Source organism: Bradyrhizobium sp. C9 (assembly GCF_002532045.1).
In the GTDB taxonomy this organism is placed as follows: Bacteria; Pseudomonadota; Alphaproteobacteria; order Rhizobiales; family Xanthobacteraceae; genus Bradyrhizobium.
This window is the reverse complement of record NZ_NWTG01000010.1, coordinates 101258-120966: the sequence shown is the minus strand read 5'-3', so window position 1 is coordinate 120966 and position 19709 is coordinate 101258. Positions and strand designations below refer to the sequence as shown.

Here is a 19709-nt window from a genome sequence, read left to right as displayed (position 1 = left end):
ACTAGAGCAAAGCCGGCCCTGACTGGATCAGGGCCGGCTTTTGCATTCTGCATCTGACCAACACGGTCTCATTTCTTGTCCACTTCAACCCCCCGGCCAAGGCATCTTTTCGGAGATCGTCGCGGAGCGCTGTGAGCCGGCGCTCCAGTGCAGGGACGTCGGGGCGATCATAGGGATTGAACTTCTCATAGAGCAGGTCGGCCAGCGCCCGCCGGGTCTTGTCGTCGGCCAGCGTTGCAATCTCTCGGACGAGAGCTGCGGCGATGGGTGAATAGATATCGGCCTTGCCGAACACGATATCGGTGTATGGATGATCGCCTGGCTTACCGTTAGGCATCCGACTTGCCTTCTCGCGGAGGATTTGGCTTCTCAGCCACCAGCCGCTGCATGCTCTCCACGATGTCGATCTCATCCGCGCTCGAACTGGCGTCGGGGGTGGCTTCGATGGAAGTGATCGCAGCCTCGCTTATCTGCAGCTCATCGTCGGAAGCGACGTGCTGGTGAGCCTGGAATACGTTTTCGATCGCGTTTGCCAGTGACAGCAATTCGTCCTGCGCCGCTTTCGGCCAGGATTGTACGCGATCAAACAATTCCCTCAGGTCGGCGGCGGGCATAACGGCAAAATATACACCGCATCCGGCGGAAAGCTACGGTCCCGACCGGGCCTTCCCGAACGCCAGCACGTGCAGCCCGAGGCGCGAGCGCACCACGTAGAACAGCAGGATCGTCTCGAAGGTCAGCGACAGCGAGGTCGAGGCGGCGGCGCCCATGCCGCCGTAGCGCGGGACCAACGCGATGCAGAGCCCGACATTCATGAAGAACGACACCGCGTAGGCGGTGGCGCAGATGCTCTGGTGGCCGAGCATGTTCAACAGGCGCTCCACCGGCCCGATCGCCGAGCGCACCACGAGCCCGATCGCGGCGACGAACATGATGCTGTAGCCGTCGACGAATTTCGGGCCGAACAGCCACAACAGCGGCTTGCCGAACGCGAGCAGCGCGATGGTCGCGAGCAACGAGGGCCAGAACGTCCAGCTGATCGCGTGTGCGACATAGGCCGACAGCCGCTCCTTGTCGCCGAGCGCGTTGTACTCGGCGAAGCGGTGCGCCGTCGTCGCCGACATCGCGTAGTGGACGAACGACACCAGCGCCAGCGTCTTCACCACGGCGAAATAGATGCCGACTTCCTCGGACGAGCGGAATTGCTGCAGCATCAGCACGTCGGTGTAGCCGAGCAGCAGATAGAAGCTCTCGACCAGCATGATCGGCAGCGAGATCGCAAACCAGCCCCGGACGTCGTAGGTCTTCTCGCCCGCCCCGAGATGGGCCTTGAGGCGGCGGTTCAGCACGATCATCTGGCCGATCGCCGCGACATAGACCGCAGCGGCGCTCGCGATCATTGCCGCCGTCGCGCCGAGATTGAAGCCGAGCGCCAGCGCGCCGGCGGTCAGCGCGATGATCAGTCCCTGCCGCACGATGAACTGCGGCATCAGGCCGAGCTGCATCCAGTCATGCGCGCGCGAGATGCCGTCCTGGGTGTTGGCGACCACGAAGGGCGGCAATGTCAGGCAGCCGATATAGAGCGGCACCACCGCATTCGGATCGATCCAGGGCGAGGCGAAATGGATCACGCCGGCGAGCAGCAGCGCCACCGTGCTGGAGGCGGCAAGCACCACCCAGCGGCCGCCGGAGAGGAAGCCGCGCAGCGCGGCGAGGTCGCCGCGCGCGCGATATTCCGGGATGATCTTCTGCGAGGACGGCGCGATGCCGAAATCCATGGTGCTGCCGAGCAGCAACACCCAGGTCCAGACATAGACATAGATGCCGTAGTCCGAGCCGCTCATCCAGCGCGCGAGCAGGATCTGTGCGAGATAGGCGATGGCGGCGCTGATGACGCGGATGACGAAGATCATGCCCGCGAGGCGCTTGGTGACTGACGCCTCCTTGGTGCCGCCGAGCAGGCGCGCGGCGAGGCCGCGTAGGCGTGCGGCCAGGCCCGATGGCGCAGAGGTTGCGGGTTGTGTTTCCATCACAGCCAAGGCGGAAAATTCCTAAAGCGCCGCAAGGCGGCAATGGCCCCCGATCTATCAACGAAACGTTAAGATTGGGTTGGACGGGCTGTTCCCGTCGTCCTGGCGGAAGCCAGGACCCATAACCACAAATGTCTATTTGGGAGCACGCTGTGTCCCTAGCCTGCCTCAAATAGCCGCCGCGGGGTATGGGTCCTGGCTTCCGCCAGGACGACGATCGGAGAGGCCGCCGTCAGTTCAAATTGATATTGAATTCGTAGCTTTTGTCGCCGCCGACCAGCGTCAGCTTCAGCGCAGCGCCGTCCGCCTTGGCGCCCGGCGGCAGGCCGTCGAGCTCGAAAGCGAAGCGCTTCACGCCCGGCGGCGCGTGCTCGACGAGCTTGGGTACCGGCAGCGCCCAGTCGGGTGTCGGCCCCTCGACGAACAGGCTGAGGTCCTTGGACTCAGGCGCGGTGACATCGACCAGCACGTTGTTGCCGTCGCGCTTGACGTCGCGGATCGTGAACGGGATAGGGTCGCCGATATTGGCGGGCTTCGGCACCGCGTTGAGCGCTTCGGACAGCGCGGCGTCCTCAGTCGAGGCGACGCTGGCGAATGCCAGCTCGGCCTTCGCCTCCACCGGCACGCACAGCTTCTCGCACACCGCGTAGTTGATGTCGGCGCGCAGCACCAGCGGCTTGTCGGGATTCTTCGCCACGATGCGCAGCGGCAGCACCACCTGGTGCTTGTAGCCGAGCGAGGTACCTCCGGCGCCGTCGTCGAACTGGCGCGGCGCCGGCCACATCACCGTGACCGCATCGACATTGTCAGATTTGGAGAAATCGAACCGCGGCGGCACACCGGAATCGCCCGGCGTGCGCCAGTAGGTTTTCCAGCCGTCTTGCAGCTGGAAGGCAATGCCGCCGAGCAGCACCGCGCCGCTGCGCGATCCCGCCAGCAGCCTGACCGCCGAATGCGTGTCCTGCTGCCACGGCGAGGCGTCGTCGGCGCGGGCTTCCGTTGCCACGGATGCGACGGAAAATATGGCGGCGACGGCAAATGCGGCACGCATGGGAACTGTGACGATCATGAGACGTCTTTACCTGCAACTTTCGTTGCAAACCATTGAATTGCTTGTGATGCATCGCCGCACGGCGGCCGAAGGTTGATTGACAGAACCGCGACCCAATATCAGGATGCCAAATCAGCAGGAAAGGCCTTTGTGGATGCGCCCTGAAGGCAAAACAGGCAAGACTCGCAAGGCCGCCGCCGGCAGAAACCCGGCCGTCGGTCCCCATGCCACCGAAGATGGCTATCTCGATGGCCAGATGCTGATCGCGATGCCTGTCATGAACGACCCGCGCTTCGAACGCTCCGTGATCTACATGTGTGCGCATTCCTCGGAGGGCGCGATGGGCATCATCGTCAACCGCCCGGCCGGCAGCATCGATTTCCCGGGGCTGCTGGTGCAGCTCGACATCATCGAAAAGTCGGACCAGATCACGCTGCCCGAGAATGCCGAGATGATGAAGGTGATGAAGGGCGGCCCGGTCGATACCGGCCGCGGCTTCGTGCTGCATTCCAGCGACTTCTACATTCAGGACGCGACGCTTAACATCGACGACGGTATCTCGCTCACCGCGACGGTGGACATCCTCAAGGCGATCGCCAAGGGCTCAGGCCCCAAGCACGCGATCCTCGCGCTGGGTTACGCTGGCTGGGCGCCGGGTCAGCTCGAGAACGAGATTCAGCACAATGGCTGGCTGCATTGCGACGCTGATCCGGAGCTGATCTTCGGCACCGACGTCGACGAGAAATACGCGCGCGCCCTGCGCAAGATCGGCATCGAGGCCGGCATGCTGTCGAACGACGCCGGGCACGCGTAGCGCCACACACCCACAGTGTCGTCCCTGCCTAGTGCGCAATTGCGCACGGGAGCAGGGACCCATAACCATCGCACGTGCGGATGGAGCGAACTGGGGCCACAGCGTCGCGCAACGACGACGCCCTGTGGTTATGGGTCGCGGGTCGCGCGGAGCCTGTCATCGGGCGCGCGTTCGCGCGACCCGTTGGCTTGCCCGGGACGACGGCGGTGGGTTGGCCGCGCTACGACGGCTATTATTGTGCCCGCGCTACTCCGCCGCCTCCTGCGCCACCGTCGGCTGGGTGCCGGCCACCGTGGCACGGCGCATGTCGCGGGGTTGCGACTGGTCGTAGCGGCGCACGCGGTGCACGGTCTGGCGGTTGTCCCACATCACGAGGTCATGCACCGTCCATTTGTGCACATAGACGAATTCCGGCTGCGTGGCGTGCTCGGTGAGATCCCGCAGCAACAGCCGCGCCTCCGGCATGCTCATGCCCCTGATGGCGCCCGCATGCGAGGACAAATACAGCGACTTGCGGCCGTGTACCGGATGCGTGCGCACCAGGCGCTGCAGCACCGGCTTGAACATCTCCTTCTCCTCGTCGGTGTAGTCGAGGAAGCCGAGCGAGCCGCGCGAATACATCAGCGAATGCTCGCAGATCATGTCGTCGATCTCGGTCTTGGTGTCGTCGTCGAGCGCGTCATAGGCGGCACGCATGTCGGCGAACTCCGTGTTGCCGCCCTTCGGGTTGACCACGCGCGCCGAGAGCAGCGAGAACTTCGCCGGGATCGGCCGGAACGAGCTGTCGGAGTGCCACAGGCAGTTGCCGAGGTTGAACAGGTGAGTGCGGTGATCCTTCGGCAGCGGCTTGCCGTCCTTGCCTAGATTGGAGACATCGTTGAGCCCGGAGGAGAGGCGGTAGTCTTCCTTCTTGGTCACCGTGCCGCCGCGCGCGTTCTCGCGCTCGCCGAAGTTCAGCGCGAACGCCATCTGCTGTTCGTCTGAGATGTCCTGGCCGTGGAAGACGAGCACGGCGTATTTGTCCATGCCGGCCTCGATGTCGATCGCTTCCTGCTTCGTCAGCGGCTTGCGCAGATCGACGCCGGAGACCTCGCCGACGAAATGCTTGTGAAGCTGCCGGATCAGGACCGTCATTGGCGTATCTCCCCGTATCTCGCGGGCGGTTGTCCCGCTTCGTTTGACGCAAAGGCTACTCTCGACGCACGCGCTGTCAACGCTTCGCAGCCAGATGCGGGTCAGGCATTCCGCGCCATCAACCCGCCGTCGACCGGAATCACGGCGCCGGTCAGGAACGATGCCGCCGGCAGGCACAGGCTCAGCGTCATGTGCGCGACCTCTTCCGGATCGCCGTAGCGCGCAAGTGCGGTGCGGCGCTTGGCGTAGATCGTCTTGTGCTCCTCGGAGATGCGATCGGTGATCCCCGTGCGGATCGGGCCCGGGCAGATGCAGTTCACGGTGATGCCTTCGCGCCCCAGTTCCACCGCGAGCGAGCGGGTCAGGCTGGTGACGCCGCCCTTGGCCGCGGAGTAGGGGCTGTGCAATCCGGTCGCACCCAGCGCTTCGGTCGAAGCGATGTTCACGATGCGCGGCGATCGCGACTTGCGCAGGTAGGGCAGTGCGGCACGGATGATGCGCGGATGCGCCGTCAGCATCACGGCGATGCCCTTGGCCCAGGCGTCTTCATAACCGGGATCGTCGATCGGCACCCGCACCGAGATGCCTGCATTGTTGACGATGATGTCGAGCCCGCCGAAATGCGCGGCGACATCGTTGACGACCCTGGTAATGGCGTCGCGATCGCTGACGTCGAGCGTCCAGGCCTTGGCCGAGCCGCCGCTTGCTGCGATCTCCTTCGCCACCGCTTGCGTGCCTTCTTCGGTGAGATCGGTGACCGCGACATTGGCGCCTTCATCGGCGAACACGCGCGCAGTGGCACGGCCCATGCCGCTGGCGGCGCCGGTGACGAGAACGGTGAGGCCCTTCACCGAGCGGCTGAGCTGTTTGAATTCGGACATGACGGACCTCCCGTTGATTTTTTTGTGGTGCAAGGCGGCAACGCTGGCACCGATCCGCAAAGACGTCAAACCGGCGATCCGTATCCGGCACGCGCGCGCGCGTTAACGCAAGTTCTGCGTCGGCATTTGCGTTGGCTTTTCGAAAGGGATCATGCTCAATCAAGAAAACAACACGGGAGAGGAACGCGATGAACGAGCTCGATTTCGGCGGCAAGCAGGTACTGGTGGTCGGCGGTTCCAGCGGCATCGGCAACGGCATCGCGCAGGCCTTCCGCGCCAAGGGCGCGCGCGTCGCCGTGTGCGGCACCCGCGCGCAGGCGAGCGACTATTCCGCTGAGGAAGGCTCGCATCTCGATGGCCTTGCCTATGCGCAGCTGGATGTCTCTGATCCGCAGGCGATCGAAAGCCTGACGCCGTCGTTCGATCGGCTCGACGTGCTGGTGCTGGCGCAGGGCGCGGTGATTTACCGCCGCGGGGAATTCCAGATGGAAGGTTTCCGCAAGGTGATGGAAGTCAATTTGATGAGCCTGATGGCCTGCGCCACGAAATTCCATGCGATGCTGAGCGCGAGCAAAGGATCGCTGATCATCGTGAGCTCGACCGCGGCCTATCATTCCACCATGGGCAATCCGGCCTACAACGCCTCGAAGACCGGCGCGGTCGGCCTGACCCGCACGCTCGGCGAGGCCTGGGCGGAGAACGGCATCCGCGTCAACGGCATCGCGCCGGGCCTCGTCGACACCAAGATGACCAAGGCGACGACGGCGAATCCGAAGCGGCTCGAGGGCGCGCTCGAGCGCATTCCGCTGAAGCGTCTCGGTACGCCCGCCGACATGGCCGGCGCCGCGCTGTTCCTGGCCTCGCCGCTCGCGTCCTACATCGTCGGCCAGACCATCATCGTCGATGGCGGGTTGATCCTTTAGCCGCAGGAACTTGTGCGAGGCTCGGCGGTTGGCTCCCTGACAGTTTCAGGGAGCGGTCATGATGGACAAGGATCGGATTTTCGGAACGGCAAAGGAATTTGCAGGCAAGGCCGAAAGCGCCGTCGGCGATGCGACCGGCGATGCACAGACGCAAGCCTCGGGCCGCGCGCGCGAGGCAGCAGGCGCAGTGCAGGATCTCTACGGCCAGGCCAAGGATGCCGCGCGCGACGCCGCCGACACCGCGGTCAACTATGCCAAGGATACTTTCAAGGATGCTTATGAACATCGCGGCGAGACCGTTCGCAGCGGACAGAAGGCGGTGGCGCAAACCGTGCAGGACAATCCGCTCGGTTCGCTCTTGATCGCCGGCGGCATCGGCTTCGCGCTGGCGCTGTTGATGACGCGCCAGCCGCGCCGTCCGCCGTCACGCTGGCGCTATTACGGTTGAGCTGCGTAGGGCGGGTTAGCGATAGCGTAACCCGCCGTCTCTCCGCGCATACGACATCGGCGGGTTACGGCTTCGCCTAACCCGCCCTACGGTTTTTCCATGATCGAAACGCGCGCCGCTTACTGCCAGGGATTCCCCGGCGCCGCGGCTCGCTGTCCGATATTGCCGGGCGGCCGCGGCGGGCGTGGCGGCGGCGCCACCAGCGGGCGCTGCTGCGGCGCGCCGAATCCGAAGATGTCACGCAGCCAGGGCTGCGTCTGCGGCTGCTGTTGCGGCTGGGCCTGCGCCGGACGGAACACGCGCTTGGGCGGCTTCGGCGCGGTGATGATCGAGCCGTCGGGCGCGATCGCCGTGGTGGAGGGTGGCGGATTGGCAGGGCCACCCGCCGGGGCGGCCGGCGTGGCCGCGGCAACCGGCACGTCGCCCTTGGCCTGCTCGCGTCCGATCTCGCGGCGCGGCCAGGCGAAATCATCGGCGCGGCCGGCCGGCGGCGCCAGCGCCTCGCCCTTCACCAGCGTGCGCGCGGCGAGCGCATCTACCGCGGCGGGACGCGAGCCGGGGCCGCCGAGCAATTGATCGGTGCCGACCGTGGAGGCGACCAGCGGCAGCACGGGGCCTGCCAGCGGCCGCGGTGCGGGCTTGCCGGGCTCGGTGCTGGTCTCGGGCGTTGCCGGTTCGCTCGGCAGCGCGATCGGACCGGTGCGCACCGCGAGCAGGCGCGTCACCTCGCGCTCGACATAATGCGCGAGCTTGCGCGCGCCGGCCTTGGTGAAGAACACGCCGTCATCGGAGCGCAGCTTGCGCGGCTGGCCTTCGAAGTCCGGACCCTTCGGCATGAAGCGGCCGGCCTCGTCGACAAAGCCGTCCCAGACGTCGACATAGGTGATGCCGGCCTTGCCGGCGCCGTCGCGATAGAGTGCGTCGAGGAACAGCATGTCCGACGTGCCCTTCTGGCCGCGGATCGCGGGCAGGCCGACCCACAGCACCGGCACGCCCTTGCTCTTCAGCACGTTGATCAGCTCCTCGATCTTCTTGCCGTAGAGCTCGACCCAGCGGTCGTCGCGGAAGTCATAGAGGCCGTTGGGTGAGCGCGCGGTCTTTTCCGGCGCGGCCTGCGAGTCGGTGTCGGCATCGTCGGCCGGCAGCTCGGCATCGGCCGGCTTGCTGTCGGTCTTGCCGTCAGTCTTGGCGGCGGCGTCGGGCTTGTCGCCGGGCTTTGCGTCCGGCTTGCCGCGTGCGTCCTTTTTCTCGTCCTTCTTGTCGACCTTTTTCTCCGCGATCGGTTCGCGGATCGATGTGCGGTCGTTGAGGCCGAGCATCACGACGATCGCGTCGGGGTTCTCGGTGGCGAGAATGCCCTTGGCGGCCGCAGCCCAATCCGCCGGATCGCCCTTGGGCTGATAGCGGATCAGGCCGGAGACCGTCTTGTGCCTGCGGATCACGCCCATGTCGGGCTGGTCGGAATAGGCATCTTCCAGGCCGTAGGCGAGCCAGTCGGCCATCGCGTCGCCGATCACGAGCACGTTGCGCTCGGCCGCGGCTTCGCGCTTGGCCGGTGGCGGCGCGCGCGAGAAATCCTCGCGCGGCCGCTGCGGCTGGGATGATTGCGGCTGCTGCTGGAACGGCGCGAAGAAATCGCCCCCGAACCAGCCGCCACCGCCGCCATGCTGCGGCGGAGCGCGGCGCTGCGGTTGCGGCGGTCCGCCACCGAAGCCGGGGAAGCCGAAGAACTGCGCCGAGGCGGGCTCGGCAATGCCGATCAACAGCGCAAGCGCCACCGTCAGCACGACCAGCGGCCCGGCTTCGGTGAATATGCGCAGGAAGGACTTTGGCTTTGCCATCGAGTTCGGTCGCAAATGATCTGGAAGTACGTGAGCATATTAGCGGAATCGGGCCGCAAGCGGGCAGCTTTTCCACCATAAATCGGGTGCCTCCGGCCGCCGTCAAGGCGCCGGGCAAATATCGGATTTCACGGTTACTTTCCGGGGAGGGGGCTACGGGGCAATATGGCCGCCGGCCTACCGCCCCCGCAGCCGCTCCAGCACTTCGGCGGTGGCGAAACCGTCGGCTGGTGCCCCGATCGAGACCTGGAATCCGCGCAGCGCCTCGCGGGTCTGGCCGCCGAACTGGCCGTCGGGCGTGCCCTTGTAGAAGCCGCGCTGAGCGAGCAGCTGCTGCAGTTCCAGCCGCTCGGCGCGCGACAGCACCCGCTCCTGGCGCGGCCAGGGCTGCACGAAGGGCTGACCGCCGCGCAGCCGATCGGCGAAATGACCGATCGCGAGCGCGTAGGCCTCGGCCGGGTTGTACTTCATGATCACCCGGAAATTCTGCAGCATCAGGAAGCCCGGCCCCTCGGCACCGGCGGGCGCCAGCAGATAGGCCTTGTCGGACGGCCGCGGGAACGCCTGCCCGTTCGGTCGCTTGACGCCGAGTTGCTCCCATTGCGACAGCGGCATCGCCTTGGCTCGGTCGGCCAGCATGTAGTTCAGGCCTTGCGGCAGCACGACTTCGTAGCCCCAACTCGCGCCGGTCTGCCAGCCGTCCTTCTTCAGATTGTTGGCGGTCGAGGCGATCAGGTCGCTGGGATTATCGACGACGTCGCGGCGACCGTCGCCATCGCCGTCGACGGCATAGCGCTTGAACGCGGTCGGCATGAACTGGGTCGGGCCAAACGCGCCGGCCCAGGAGCCGCGCATCTGCTCGGGCCTGAGATCGCCGCGGTTGAGAATCTCCAGCGCCGACAGGAACTCGTCCTTGAAATAGGCCTGCCTGCGGCCGATGCAGGCGAGCGTCGCGGTCGACTGCACCACGCTACGATCGCCCATCTGGGTCGAATAGTTCGACTCGATGCCCCAGATCGCCGCTATGATATAGCGATCGACGCCATAGGCCTTCTCGGTCGCGTCGAACTGCGGCTTGTACTTCGCAAGGATCTCGCGGCCCTTCGCGAGCCTGGTGTCGCTGACGAGAATGTCGAGATAGTCCCAGATCGCCTTGGTGAATTCGGGCTGCGAATCCAGCAGGTCCATGATGCGCAGGTCGGGCGTGAGGCCCGCGGTGAAACGCTCGAAGTTCTGCTGGCTGATGTTGCGCCGCGCCGCATCCGGCCACATTCCAGCGACGCAGTTCGGGAAGTCGGATGCGGCCTGGCGGATCGCGGCGGCCGTCATCAGAGGATGGCCGGAGGCGCCGTCTTCGCCGCTCCAGGGCGGCGCTGCGCCGTCCTGCCCGGTCGCCGCCTGCGGCGGCGTCGCAGCGTTCGGGGAGAAGATGCTGTCGATCAAATTGGTCAGGCCGTTGCCGGCCGATTGCGCTTGGGTCGCGCCCGGCAGCAGCAGGGCCAGCGCGATCAGGCTCGCGCTGCATAGCCTGGTCCTTGGTGTTCCGGTCGAGCGCATATGTCGTGTGCCTGTCAAAATCGTGCCGCCTCAGAAGGCCCCGTCACGGTTTCCAATAGCTTAACAAAGCGCAGCATTTGGGGCGTGGCGAAATCGCGCGCGACGGTTTTGACCGGGACAAATTGTCCGGCGCATCAATCCGCTTTCACCTGATCCTTGAGACCGGCCAGAACCGCTTCGGCATTCTCGAAGCAGTCACCACCCGGCGGCGTGGCTTCGATCCGCGCGATCACGGCCTCCAGCCCGGCCTGGGTTTCAGCCAGTCGATGCCGCAAGGCTGCAACCTCGACCACCTTGGCCTTGAGCGCCGCCACCAATCTGTCGCGGCTCCAGTCACCCTTGCCGTGCGGCGGCAGCAGGTTCCGGATCTCGTCGAGCGAAAATCCGGCCTGCTGGGCCATCACGATGATCTCGAGGACCTGCCTGGTTCCGCGCGAATACTGCCGATAGCCGTTCAAGCCGCGATCGATCGATCCGATCAGGCCCTCTCGCTCATAGAAGCGGATGCGCGACGGCGCGAGGCCGGACTCCCGAGCCAGTTCCCCGATCTTCACTGCGACGCTCCATCGGCTGCTTGACCTTAAAGTTTACTTTAAGGTTAGGGTGCGGGCAGATCAACACGGAACTCGATAAGGAAGCCGGCTCATGTCGCCGTTCGATTCACTCACTTTGCCCAACGGGACCAGCGTTCCCAACCGTATCGCCAAGGCGGCGATGGAGGAGAACATGGCTGACGCCGGGCATCTCCCGTCGGCCGAACTGCTGCGCCTCTACCAGGCATGGGCCGACGGCGGCGCCGGCCTCATCATCACCGGCAATGTCATGATCGATCGCCGCGCCATGACTGGACCGGGCGGCGTCGTGCTGGAGGATGGCACCCCGCTCGAAGCGTTCCGGAACTGGGCGCGGATCGGCCGCGCAAAGGGCGCGCAAATCTGGCTGCAGCTCAGTCATCCAGGCCGGCAGATGATGAAAAACATGGGCCAGCCAACCCTCGCGCCATCGGCGGTGGCGCTTGATCTCGGCAAGCATTCGAACCTGTTTGCAATGCCCAAAGAGATGACCGAGCAGGACATCGACGAGGTGATCGCGCGCTTTGTCACGGCCACGAAACTCGCCGAGCAGGCCGGTTTCTCCGGCGTGCAAATCCATGCCGCGCACGGTTATCTGATCAGCCAGTTCCTGTCGCCCTTGAGCAACCGGCGTACCGACGGCTGGGGCGGCTCGCTGCAAAACCGGGCGCGTCTCTTGATCGAGACCGTCAAGGCCGTCCGCGCAGCGGTGTCGCCGGGCTTCTCTATTGCGGTCAAATTGAACTCGGCCGATTTCCAGCGCGGCGGCTTCGATGCAGCCGACGCGAAGACGGTCGTCGAGATGTTGAACGAACTGCCGGTGGATCTGGTGGAACTGTCGGGCGGCAGCTACGAGGCGCCGGCGATGCAGGGCGAAGCGCGCGATGGCCGCACGCTGGCGCGCGAAGCCTATTTCCTCGACTTCGCACGCGACATTGCCGGGGTCGCCAGGATGCCGGTGATGGTCACCGGCGGCATTCGCCGCATCGGCATCGTGCAACAGGTGCTCGACAGCGGCGTCGCCATCGCGGGTATCGCTACCGCGCTTGCCATCAGGCCGGATCTGCCGAATGCGTGGCGCCGGGCTGAGGATCTGCGGCCAGAAGTCGCGCCGATCCGCTGGAAGAACAAGCCGATGGCCTCGCTTGCCGCCATGGCTGTCGTGAAATTCCAGCTGCGGCGATTGAGCCGGGGCCGCACGGCCAATCCGAACGTTTCGCCGCTGAAAGCGTTGGTTCTCGGGCAATTGCGCACCGCGTCGCTCACCCGCAAATATCGCCGCTGGATCGCGACATCTGCCAACGCGACTGCTGCGTCTCACGGCACGTCGGTGCGGTCGCGCGCCAATGTGCGGGCCGTCGGGATGCCGCGGTAAGCCATACGCATGGGTGGAAAAAGACGGATCCGTGCACATCACACATCCGCCTTTGTTCTCGGCTGCAAAACGGGTACCAAGGAGCGATTGCATTTCGCGCCGTCCCACCCGTTGCAAGGCCCCCGATAATCCCATGAAGATCCGCAAAGCCGTATTTCCCGTCGCCGGTCTCGGTACCCGTGTGCTGCCCGCTACCAAGGCGATGCCGAAGGAGATGCTGACGATCGTCGACAAGCCGCTGATCCAGTACGTGGTCGATGAGGCCCGCGAGGCCGGCATCGAGCACTTCGTGTTCGTCACGGGCCGCAACAAGGGCGTCATCGAGGATCACTTCGACCGCATGTTCGAGCTCGACACCACGCTCGCGCAGCGCGGCAAGAAGACCGAGCAGGACATCCTGGCGCAGAACCAGCCTGAAGCCGGCGCGATGAGCTTCACCCGGCAGCAATCGCCGCTCGGGCTCGGCCACGCGGTGTGGTGCGCGCGCGACATCGTCGGCAACGAGCCGTTCGCGGTGGTGCTGCCGGACGAGCTGGTGCTGAACACGCCGGGCTGCCTGAAGCAGATGATCGACGCCGCCAACAAGCTCGGCGAGAAGTCGAACGTGATCGCAGTCGAGGCGGTGCCCGACGAGCTGACCCATCAATACGGCATCTGCGGCGTCGGAAAACGCACCGGCAACATCTTCGAGGTCGACGGCATGGTCGAGAAACCGCCGCAGGGCACCGCGCCGTCGAACCTGTCGATCACCGGCCGCTACATCCTGCAGCCGGAGATCTTCAGCATCCTGGCCACGCAGGAGCGCGGCGCCGGCGGTGAGATCCAGCTCACCGATGCCATGATTGGCCTCGCCAGGACGCAGAAGTTCTACGGCGTCGAGTTCGAGGGCGAGCGCCACGATTGCGGCTCCAAGCCCGGCTTCCTCCGCGCCAACATCGCCTTCGGCCTCAAGCGCCCCGAGCTGCGCGACGGTCTGATCGCCGAGATGAAGAAGTATCTGGAGAAGTAGCGGCGCCGCCTCATCTCGCCATTCGCCGTGAGGATGCGGACGTATCGTCACAGGCCGCGCAACACATTCGATGTCGTCCCTGCGAGGCAGGGACGACAATGGTGAGTGTGGAGCGATGTGTGTGCCAAACGAGGACTGCAACCTAACGCATCGCCCTACCTATCACGCGACCTTCCTTCGCCCCGCGCGCTTCGTGTCCTTCGCCCCATCCTGCATCGGCGCACGCAGCTCGCGGGCGGCGAGCGAGACCACCTCGGCGATCTGCTGCAGCTGCGCGGCGAGCGGGCTGGTCTTGCGCCAGACCATGCCGATGGTGCGCGAGGGCTGCGGGTTCTTGAAGCGCGAGACCGTGACGGGCGCCGAGCGCGTCTCGACCGTCACCGCCATCTCGGGGATCAGGGTGACGCCGATGCCGGCGCCGACCATCTGCACCAATGTCGACAGCGAGCTCGCATCCAGCACCTCGCGCGGCGGCGACGACGATTGCATGTTGCAGAACGACAGCGCCTGGTCGCGGAAGCAATGGCCTTCCTCGAGCAGCAACAGCCGCATCTCGCGCAGCATCTCGGCGCTCGGCACCGGCGTCTTGGCATCCTCGCCTGGCCGCACCAGCAGGAAATTCTCGGAGAACAGCGCGACCTCGGTCAGCGACGGTTCATGCACCGGCAGCGCCACGATCGCGGTGTCGAGCCGGCCTTCGGCGACTTCCTTGATCAGCTTCGGCGTCAGCGTCTCGCGGACATGGATGTCGAGCTCGGGATGCAGCCGCGCCAGCGTCTCGATCACCCGCGGCAGCAGATAGGGCGCAATGGTCGGGATCATGCCGACGCGCAGGCGGCCGGCGAGCTTGTCGCGCGAGGCGCGGGCGAAGTCGCCGAGCTCGTCGACCGAGCGCAGGATGTCGCGCACGCGATGCAGCAGGTCCTCGCCGAACGTCGTCAGCGTGACCTGCCGGGCATTGCGTTCGATCAGCACGCCGCCGACCGCGCGTTCCAACTCGCGGATCTGCATCGAGAGCGCCGGCTGCGACACCGCGCAGGCATCCGCGGCGCGCCCGAAATGCCCGTGCTGGGCCAGCGCATCGAAATACCTCAGTTGCCGGAGTGTGACATTTATCATCAGATAATCTTATCGGCGCGATCACTAAAGTCAATTTCACCTGATGGATTGGGGCGCGTAGAATCGTTCTTGGAAGAGCTCCAGCGCATTCCAGAATCCATCACCTCGGAGAAGAAACATGGACGCAAAAACCGACGACGGCGCGGGCAAATGCCCATTCACGGGCGGGCCCCGCGGGCACGCGAATCGCGACTGGTGGCCGGAGACGCTCGACGTTCAGGTGCTGCATCACAATTCCAACCTGTCCGATCCGATGGGCAAGGGCTTCGACTACGCCAAGGAATTCAAGTCGCTCGATCTCAACGCCGTGATCAAGGACCTCACGGCCCTGATGACGACGTCGCAGGAATGGTGGCCGGCCGACTTCGGCCATTACGGCGGCTTGATGATCCGCATGGCCTGGCACTCGGCGGGTACCTATCGCATCACCGACGGTCGCGGCGGCGCCGGTGCCGGACAGCAGCGTTTCGCCCCGCTCAACAGCTGGCCCGACAACGCCAACCTCGACAAGGCGCGCCGGCTGCTGTGGCCGATCAAGCAGAAATACGGCCGCAAGATCTCGTGGGCCGACCTGATGGTCCTCGCCGGCAACGTGGCGCTGGAATCGATGGGCTTCAAGACCTTCGGTTTTGCAGGCGGCCGCGCCGACGTGTGGGAGCCGGAAGAACTGTACTGGGGTCCGGAAGGCACCTGGCTCGGCGACGAGCGCTACAGTGGCGAGCGTCAGCTCTCCGAGCCGCTCGGCGCGGTGCAGATGGGCCTGATCTACGTCAACCCGGAAGGCCCGAACGGCAATCCGGACCCGGTTGCAGCTGCCAAGGACATCCGCGAGACGTTCTTCCGCATGGCGATGAACGACGAGGAGACCGTTGCGCTGATCGCCGGTGGCCACACCTTCGGCAAGACCCACGGTGCGGGTGATCCTTCGTTGATCGGTCCGGAGCCGGAAGGTGGCCCGATCGAGGATCAGGGCTTGGGGTGGAAGAGCAAGTTCGGCACCGGCGTCGGCGCTGACGCGATCACCGGCGGTCCTGAGGTCACCTGGACCCAGACCCCGACCAAGTGGAGCAACCATTTCTTCGAGAACCTGTTCAAGTACGAATGGGAGCTGACCAAGAGCCCGGCGGGTGCGAAGCAGTGGAAGGCGAAAGGCGCGGCGGCGGACATTCCGGACGCGTTCGATTCGTCGAAGAAGCATGTCCCGACCATGCTGACCACTGACCTCTCGCTGCGCTTCGATCCGGCCTATGAGAAGATCTCGCGCCGATTCTATGAGCATCCGGATCAGTTTGCGGACGCCTTCGCCCGCGCCTGGTTCAAGCTCACGCACCGCGACATGGGTCCGATCCAGCGCTATCTCGGCCCGCTGGTGCCGAAGGAGACGCTGATCTGGCAGGATCCGGTGCCGGCGCTTGATCACGCCGTGATCGACGACAAGGATATCGAGGCGCTCAAGGCGAAGATCCTGGCCTCGGGTCTCTCAGTCTCCGAACTCGTGTCGACCGCGTGGGCCTCGGCCTCCACGTTCCGCGGCTCCGACAAGCGCGGCGGCGCCAATGGCGCGCGCATCCGCCTTGCTCCGCAGAAGGACTGGGATGTCAACGAGCCGGCCCAGCTCAAGGGTGTGCTTGCCAAGCTCGAAGCCATCCAGAAGGAGTTCGGCAAGAAGGTCTCGCTGGCCGATCTCATCGTGCTCGGCGGCGCGGCTGCGATCGAGAAGGCGGCGAAGGACGGCGGCACCAATGTGAAGGTCCCCTTCACGCCGGGCCGCACCGATGCGACGCAGGACCAGACCGACGTCGAATCGTTCGCTCCGCTCGAGCCGCGGGCTGACGGCTTCCGCAACTATATCAGCGGCAAGCATCAGTTCCTGCAGCCCGAAGAGGCATTGGTCGACCGTGCGCAGCTCCTGCGGCTGACCGGACCGGAATTGACGGTCCTCGTCGGCGGCCTGCGCGTGCTCGGCGCCAATGCCAAGAAGTCGAAGCACGGCGTCTTCACCGGCAAGCCGGGGACGCTGACCAACGACTTCTTCCTCAACCTGCTCGACATGGGCACGGTGTGGAGCGATGCCGGCCAGGGCGTCTATGAGGGCCGCGACCGCAGGACCAAGGCGGTGAAGTGGACCGGCACCCGCGTAGACCTGATCTTCGGCTCGCACTCGCAGCTGCGCGCGTTCGCCGAGGTCTACGGCTCGTCGGATGCCAAGGAGCAGTTCGTGAACGACTTCGTCGCGGCCTGGGTCAAGGTGATGAACGCCGATCGCTTCGACCTTGCGAAGTAAGCGGTCGGTACGCAACGACAATTAGTACAGGGCGGCGCTTCGGCGCCGCCCTGTTTCATTTCGGGGACGCCATTGGAAGAGATAAGGCTCTCTGCGCCTTGCTCAGTCGTGCAGCTTCATATCCCGGATCATCTCCTCGAACTCCGCCTGGGTCGGAATCGCCGCTGGCGATTGCGACGCGCTGCTCGTCACGATGGGGGCATCGCACTGCGAGGCCCCGCGCGAAGGCTCGAAGATTGCGGTCAGGCTCGCCCAGCACACGAGGAGAGCCACGATCCAGTCCAGCATATTGGATGCCGTCATTGCAGCACCAGCATCAGCATTTCCATGCACCGATGGTGCAGCCTGTGCGACGCCTGCGCAATTCGGAAGCTACGAAACGTGACTTCGGCGTCACCGAGGGGAGTGTGCCGAAGGCTGGACGCTATCCGGTCCGCGCCCGGCGCCCTTCGATCGGATAGGCGGGATCGTTGAAGCCCGGCGTCGAGGGATGGCCGGCGACGACGAGGCGGTCGATCAGGGCTTCGTCCTCGGCGGTGAAGCGATAATCGAGCGCGCGGATGTAGTCGTCCCACTGCGCTTCGGTGCGTGGGCCTGCGATCACCGCGCTGACGAACGACGAGTTCAGTACCCACGATACCGCGAACTGCCCGGCGGTGATGCCGCGGCTCTCGGCGTGGCGCTTGATTTGCTGCGCGAGCTGCAGCGATTCCGGCCGCCACTCGGTCTGCATCATGCGCTTGTCGTTGCGGCCGGCGCGGGTATCGGCGGGCGGCGCGGCATCGGGCGCATATTTGCCGGTCAGCACGCCGCGCGCTAGTGGGCTGTAGGGCACGATGCCGAGGCCGTAATAGGCGCAGGCCGGGAAATGCTCGACCTCCGGCATCCGGTTCATCGCATTGTAATAGGGCTGGCTCGCGACGGGACGGTCGATGCCGAGCCGGTCGCAGATGTTGCAGATCTCGGCGACGCGCCAGGCGCGGTAGTTGGAGACGCCGAAATAGCGCACCTTGCCGGCGCGGATCAGGTCCCCCATCGCGCGCACCGTCTCGTCGAGCGGCGTGGTGTGGTCTTCCTTGTGCAGATAATAGATGTCGATGTGGTCGGTGCCGAGCCGCCTCAAGCTTTCGTCGGCGGCCTGGAACACCCAGCGCCGCGACAGTCCGCCATGGTTCGGATCGTCGCCGATCGGATTGGCGAGCTTGGTCGCGAGCACCCAGTTCGACCTTCCGTTGGAGATCGCGCGTCCCACGACCTCTTCAGACTTGCCGCCGTTATAGGCGTCGGCGCTGTCGATGAAGTTGATGCCGGCCTCGCGTGCCTTGGCCACGATCCGCGACGAGGTCGCCTCATCGGTCGGGCCGCCGAACATCATGGTGCCGAGGCAGATCGGCGAGACCTTCAGGCCGCTGCGGCCGAGCTGGCGATATTGCATCGATCGTTCCTCCGGAATGACGGGGACTAACTCTCGTTCTTCAGGATCTTGAACACGCCATTGGCCATTGCAATGCAGCGCTTGTCGACGGTCACCTCTGCGGTGATGAAGATCAGGCTGCGGGTCGAGCGTACCACACGGGGGCGCGTGGTCAGGATCTCGCCGATCTTGCCGGCCTCGACGAAATGAGTGTCGAGTTGCACCGTCGCAAGCGTCGGCTTGCCCGAGACGAAGCGTGCGGCCATGCCGCAGGCGCGATCGGCGAAGGTCATGATCACGCCGCCCTGCACCAGGCCGCGGCGGTTGTGATGCTTGTCCTCGGTGATCAGCGCGAGCTCGAGCGCGCCGTCCTTCAACCGCTCCCATAGCGGGCCGATCAGCGTCAGGAAACCCGTGGTGTCGGCGATCTTCCAGCCGTCGGATTTGAGTTTGTCCGCGGCCTTGGCCGTCATGAGGAGGGATTCCTTGCTTGCAAATGATTGATCGCAGGAGGCATGTCGTTCCGCTCATTTCATCAAACGCTGTTGTGTTGTAGTCAAGCTTAATGGCCCGCACATTTGACGATGCCACCCGGCGGAATATCGCAGAGCTCTGTACCGCGTTCGCGCGCCTGGCGCCGGCGGACGCAGCGCCGACGCTGAAGCGCGCGGCGGTCGCGATCGCGCTGACCGAAGGCGATGACGACAGCAGCACCGCCTTCCTGCTGACCCGCCGCAGCGCGCGCCTGCGTGCCCATAGCGCGCAATGGGCGCTGCCGGGCGGGCGCTGCGATGCCGGCGAGACCCAGCCCCAGGCCGCGCTGCGCGAACTGCACGAGGAGCTTGGGCTCGCGCTGTCCGAGCGCGACGTGCTCGGCATGCTCGATGACTATCCGACGCGCTCCGGTTATCTGATCACGCCGGTCGTGGTCTGGGCCGGTGCGGATGCGGCGATTACGGCGAACCCGGACGAGGTCGCTTCGGTCCATCGCATCGGCCTCGATGCGATCGAGCTCGACGATGCTTTCACCTTCGTCACGATCCCGGAGAGCGCGCGGCGCGTGATCCGCTTCCGGCTCGGCGGCCAGCAGATTCATGCGCCGACCGCCGCGCTGATCTATCAGTTCCGTGAGGTGCTCGCCGGCCGCAACACCCGCGTCGCCGATCTCGAGCAGCCGGTGTTCGCATGGAGGTAGGCCGCAACGATACGGCTATTTGTGACGCCGCTCGCGGGCGTTCATCTTCGTTACCTTGCCTT

Annotated in this window: 20 protein-coding genes; 7 read left to right on the top strand and 13 right to left on the bottom strand. The window is 65.3% G+C overall.

Going from position 1 to position 19709, the window contains the following annotated elements; all coding sequences use genetic code 11:
- Window position 1 precedes the first annotated feature (1 nt).
- From CO675_RS20860 to CO675_RS20845, 4 genes are all read right to left on the bottom strand, one after another.
- Window positions 2-337, bottom strand: coding sequence for a hypothetical protein (locus tag CO675_RS20860; RefSeq protein WP_097673753.1), 336 nt, complete (start codon window positions 335-337; stop codon window positions 2-4).
- Window positions 330-614 carry a hypothetical protein gene (locus CO675_RS20855; protein WP_097673752.1) on the bottom strand — a complete coding sequence of 95 codons (285 nt, stop codon included), beginning with the start codon at window positions 612-614 and terminating at the stop codon, window positions 330-332. Before CO675_RS20855 ends, CO675_RS20860 begins: the two co-directional genes overlap by 8 nt.
- Window positions 615-647: 33 nt before the next feature.
- Window positions 648-2030 carry an oligosaccharide flippase family protein gene (locus tag CO675_RS20850; RefSeq protein WP_097673751.1) on the bottom strand — a complete coding sequence of 461 codons (1383 nt, stop codon included), beginning with the start codon at window positions 2028-2030 and terminating at the stop codon, window positions 648-650.
- A gap of 232 nt (window positions 2031-2262) precedes the next feature.
- A complete protein-coding gene (locus CO675_RS20845) occupies window positions 2263-3099 on the bottom strand; it encodes a protein-disulfide reductase DsbD domain-containing protein (protein ID WP_097673750.1) in 837 nt (278 codons plus the stop codon).
- Between the two features lie 136 nt (window positions 3100-3235).
- Here CO675_RS20845 and CO675_RS20840 point away from each other — a divergent pair, with 136 nt between their 5' ends.
- The gene (locus tag CO675_RS20840; protein WP_097673749.1) at window positions 3236-3895 is read left to right on the top strand and encodes a YqgE/AlgH family protein; all 660 of its coding nucleotides are present in this window, start codon (window positions 3236-3238) and stop codon (window positions 3893-3895) included.
- 246 nt (window positions 3896-4141) lie between these two features.
- Here the strand turns inward: CO675_RS20840 and CO675_RS20835 are convergent, their stop codons facing one another.
- Both CO675_RS20835 and CO675_RS20830 read right to left on the bottom strand, forming a co-directional pair.
- Window positions 4142-5029, bottom strand: coding sequence for a TauD/TfdA dioxygenase family protein (locus CO675_RS20835; RefSeq protein WP_097673748.1), 888 nt, complete (start codon window positions 5027-5029; stop codon window positions 4142-4144).
- Between the two features lie 101 nt (window positions 5030-5130).
- Complete coding sequence (locus CO675_RS20830) at window positions 5131-5910, bottom strand: SDR family NAD(P)-dependent oxidoreductase (RefSeq protein WP_198964676.1); 780 nt, start codon at window positions 5908-5910, stop codon at window positions 5131-5133.
- Between the two features lie 188 nt (window positions 5911-6098).
- Here CO675_RS20830 and CO675_RS20825 point away from each other — a divergent pair, with 188 nt between their 5' ends.
- A complete protein-coding gene (locus tag CO675_RS20825; RefSeq protein ID WP_097673747.1) occupies window positions 6099-6833 on the top strand; it encodes an SDR family NAD(P)-dependent oxidoreductase in 735 nt (244 codons plus the stop codon).
- 61 nt (window positions 6834-6894) lie between these two features.
- Window positions 6895-7281, top strand: a complete 387-nt coding sequence (locus CO675_RS20820; RefSeq protein WP_097673746.1) for a CsbD family protein — start codon at window positions 6895-6897, stop codon at window positions 7279-7281.
- Window positions 7282-7400: 119 nt separating this feature from the next.
- On the opposite strand, the gene CO675_RS20815 is transcribed toward CO675_RS20820, so the two are convergent.
- The 3 genes from CO675_RS20815 to CO675_RS20805 all read right to left on the bottom strand — a co-directional run bounded on the left by CO675_RS20815 (window position 7401) and on the right by CO675_RS20805 (window position 11233).
- Window positions 7401-9122, bottom strand: a complete 1722-nt coding sequence (locus CO675_RS20815; protein WP_097673745.1) for an SGNH/GDSL hydrolase family protein — start codon at window positions 9120-9122, stop codon at window positions 7401-7403.
- A 177-nt stretch (window positions 9123-9299) separates the two neighbouring features.
- Window positions 9300-10679 carry a lytic murein transglycosylase gene (locus CO675_RS20810; RefSeq protein WP_097673744.1) on the bottom strand — a complete coding sequence of 460 codons (1380 nt, stop codon included), beginning with the start codon at window positions 10677-10679 and terminating at the stop codon, window positions 9300-9302.
- Window positions 10680-10813: 134 nt separating this feature from the next.
- Window positions 10814-11233 (bottom strand): MerR family transcriptional regulator, encoded by a 420-nt coding sequence (locus CO675_RS20805; RefSeq protein WP_097673743.1) that lies wholly within the window; start codon window positions 11231-11233, stop codon window positions 10814-10816.
- Window positions 11234-11324: 91 nt separating this feature from the next.
- Here CO675_RS20805 and CO675_RS20800 point away from each other — a divergent pair, with 91 nt between their 5' ends.
- Together CO675_RS20800 and galU are read left to right on the top strand one after the other, a co-directional pair.
- Window positions 11325-12626, top strand: a complete 1302-nt coding sequence (locus CO675_RS20800) for an NADH:flavin oxidoreductase/NADH oxidase family protein (protein ID WP_097673742.1) — start codon at window positions 11325-11327, stop codon at window positions 12624-12626.
- Window positions 12627-12759: 133 nt separating this feature from the next.
- Window positions 12760-13635: a UTP--glucose-1-phosphate uridylyltransferase GalU gene (gene galU / locus CO675_RS20795; protein WP_097673741.1), complete on the top strand. Its 876-nt coding sequence runs from the start codon at window positions 12760-12762 to the stop codon at window positions 13633-13635.
- 162 nt (window positions 13636-13797) lie between these two features.
- On the opposite strand, the gene CO675_RS20790 is transcribed toward galU, so the two are convergent.
- Window positions 13798-14754, bottom strand: a complete 957-nt coding sequence (locus tag CO675_RS20790) for a LysR substrate-binding domain-containing protein (RefSeq protein ID WP_097673740.1) — start codon at window positions 14752-14754, stop codon at window positions 13798-13800.
- Between the two features lie 118 nt (window positions 14755-14872).
- Between CO675_RS20790 and katG the strand changes: the two genes are divergently transcribed.
- The gene (gene katG, locus CO675_RS20785) at window positions 14873-17038 is read left to right on the top strand and encodes a catalase/peroxidase HPI (protein WP_097673739.1); all 2166 of its coding nucleotides are present in this window, start codon (window positions 14873-14875) and stop codon (window positions 17036-17038) included.
- Between the two features lie 102 nt (window positions 17039-17140).
- Here the strand turns inward: katG and CO675_RS20780 are convergent, their stop codons facing one another.
- The 3 genes from CO675_RS20780 to CO675_RS20770 all read right to left on the bottom strand — a co-directional run bounded on the left by CO675_RS20780 (window position 17141) and on the right by CO675_RS20770 (window position 18925).
- Window positions 17141-17341 (bottom strand): hypothetical protein, encoded by a 201-nt coding sequence (locus tag CO675_RS20780; protein WP_097673738.1) that lies wholly within the window; start codon window positions 17339-17341, stop codon window positions 17141-17143.
- Between the two features lie 121 nt (window positions 17342-17462).
- Complete coding sequence (locus CO675_RS20775) at window positions 17463-18473, bottom strand: aldo/keto reductase (RefSeq protein ID WP_097673737.1); 1011 nt, start codon at window positions 18471-18473, stop codon at window positions 17463-17465.
- A 26-nt stretch (window positions 18474-18499) separates the two neighbouring features.
- Window positions 18500-18925, bottom strand: coding sequence for a PaaI family thioesterase (locus CO675_RS20770; RefSeq protein WP_092118828.1), 426 nt, complete (start codon window positions 18923-18925; stop codon window positions 18500-18502).
- Window positions 18926-19017: 92 nt separating this feature from the next.
- Between CO675_RS20770 and CO675_RS20765 the strand changes: the two genes are divergently transcribed.
- Window positions 19018-19647 carry an NUDIX hydrolase gene (locus CO675_RS20765; RefSeq protein WP_097673736.1) on the top strand — a complete coding sequence of 210 codons (630 nt, stop codon included), beginning with the start codon at window positions 19018-19020 and terminating at the stop codon, window positions 19645-19647.
- The last annotated feature ends 62 nt before the right edge of the window (window positions 19648-19709 follow it).

Excerpts from the sequence above, each read along its gene's own strand:
- CO675_RS20845 (WP_097673750.1), bottom strand. The coding sequence starts at position 3,099 with ATGATCGTCACAGTTCCCATGCGTGCCGCATTTGCCGTCGCCGCCATA.
- CO675_RS20765 (WP_097673736.1), top strand. The coding sequence starts at position 19,018 with ATGGCCCGCACATTTGACGATGCCACCCGGCGGAATATCGCAGAGCTC.
- CO675_RS20775 (WP_097673737.1), bottom strand. The coding sequence starts at position 18,473 with ATGCAATATCGCCAGCTCGGCCGCAGCGGCCTGAAGGTCTCGCCGATC.
- CO675_RS20830 (WP_198964676.1), bottom strand. The coding sequence starts at position 5,910 with ATGTCCGAATTCAAACAGCTCAGCCGCTCGGTGAAGGGCCTCACCGTT.
- CO675_RS20835 (WP_097673748.1), bottom strand. The coding sequence starts at position 5,029 with ATGACGGTCCTGATCCGGCAGCTTCACAAGCATTTCGTCGGCGAGGTC.
- katG (WP_097673739.1), top strand. The coding sequence starts at position 14,873 with ATGGACGCAAAAACCGACGACGGCGCGGGCAAATGCCCATTCACGGGC.
- CO675_RS20855 (WP_097673752.1), bottom strand. The coding sequence starts at position 614 with ATGCCCGCCGCCGACCTGAGGGAATTGTTTGATCGCGTACAATCCTGG.
- CO675_RS20800 (WP_097673742.1), top strand. The coding sequence starts at position 11,325 with ATGTCGCCGTTCGATTCACTCACTTTGCCCAACGGGACCAGCGTTCCC.
- CO675_RS20815 (WP_097673745.1), bottom strand. The coding sequence starts at position 9,122 with ATGGCAAAGCCAAAGTCCTTCCTGCGCATATTCACCGAAGCCGGGCCG.
- CO675_RS20840 (WP_097673749.1), top strand. The coding sequence starts at position 3,236 with ATGCGCCCTGAAGGCAAAACAGGCAAGACTCGCAAGGCCGCCGCCGGC.
- galU (WP_097673741.1), top strand. The coding sequence starts at position 12,760 with ATGAAGATCCGCAAAGCCGTATTTCCCGTCGCCGGTCTCGGTACCCGT.
- CO675_RS20850 (WP_097673751.1), bottom strand. The coding sequence starts at position 2,030 with ATGGAAACACAACCCGCAACCTCTGCGCCATCGGGCCTGGCCGCACGC.
- CO675_RS20860 (WP_097673753.1), bottom strand. The coding sequence starts at position 337 with ATGCCTAACGGTAAGCCAGGCGATCATCCATACACCGATATCGTGTTC.
- CO675_RS20820 (WP_097673746.1), top strand. The coding sequence starts at position 6,895 with ATGGACAAGGATCGGATTTTCGGAACGGCAAAGGAATTTGCAGGCAAG.
- CO675_RS20780 (WP_097673738.1), bottom strand. The coding sequence starts at position 17,341 with ATGACGGCATCCAATATGCTGGACTGGATCGTGGCTCTCCTCGTGTGC.
- CO675_RS20810 (WP_097673744.1), bottom strand. The coding sequence starts at position 10,679 with ATGCGCTCGACCGGAACACCAAGGACCAGGCTATGCAGCGCGAGCCTG.
- CO675_RS20770 (WP_092118828.1), bottom strand. The coding sequence starts at position 18,925 with ATGACGGCCAAGGCCGCGGACAAACTCAAATCCGACGGCTGGAAGATC.
- CO675_RS20790 (WP_097673740.1), bottom strand. The coding sequence starts at position 14,754 with ATGATAAATGTCACACTCCGGCAACTGAGGTATTTCGATGCGCTGGCC.
- CO675_RS20825 (WP_097673747.1), top strand. The coding sequence starts at position 6,099 with ATGAACGAGCTCGATTTCGGCGGCAAGCAGGTACTGGTGGTCGGCGGT.